Genomic DNA, 766 nt, shown 5'->3' on the forward strand with positions numbered 1-766 from the left:
TCTACGCATTTCACCGCTACACTAGGAATTCCGCTTACCTCTCCAGCACTCTAGTTAAACAGTTTCCAAAGCAGTCCCGGGGTTGAGCCCCGGGCTTTCACTTCAGACTTGCTTTACCGTCTACGCTCCCTTTACACCCAGTAAATCCGGATAACGCTTGCCCCCTACGTATTACCGCGGCTGCTGGCACGTAGTTAGCCGGGGCTTCTTAGTCAGGTACCGTCATTTTCTTCCCTGCTGATAGAGCTTTACATACCGAAATACTTCTTCACTCACGCGGCGTCGCTGCATCAGGGTTTCCCCCATTGTGCAATATTCCCCACTGCTGCCTCCCGTAGGAGTTTGGGCCGTGTCTCAGTCCCAATGTGGCCGGTCACCCTCTCAGGTCGGCTATTGATCGTCGCCTTGGTAGGCCGTTACCCCACCAACTAGCTAATCAAACGCGGGTCCATCTCACACCACCGGAGTTTTTCACACCGGACCATGCGGTCCTGTGCGCTTATGCGGTATTAGCAGTCATTTCTAACTGTTGTCCCCCAGTGTGAGGCAGGTTACCCACGCGTTACTCACCCGTCCGCCACTCAGTCAATCTAGCTTCCATCCGAAAACTTCCGTTAGATTGCTTCGTTCGACTTGCATGTGTTAAGCACGCCGCCAGCGTTCATCCTGAGCCAGGATCAAACTCTCATGTTAAAGTTTTGATTCCAGTCAAAATTCGCTTGGCTAATTTTAACCGTTATTACTGTTGTTTTGGTTTTGTTCTGAA

At 51.3% G+C, this 766-nt stretch carries 1 rRNA gene; it reads right to left on the reverse strand.

Going from position 1 to position 766, the window contains the following annotated elements:
• Positions 1 to 693 (reverse strand): 16S ribosomal RNA (locus C7U56_RS15330); the annotation flags it as partial.
• Positions 694 to 766 lie beyond the last annotated feature (73 nt).

Origin of the sequence: Clostridium fessum (assembly GCF_003024715.1) — a bacterium.
In the GTDB taxonomy this organism is placed as follows: Bacteria; Bacillota; Clostridia; order Lachnospirales; family Lachnospiraceae; genus Otoolea; species Otoolea fessa.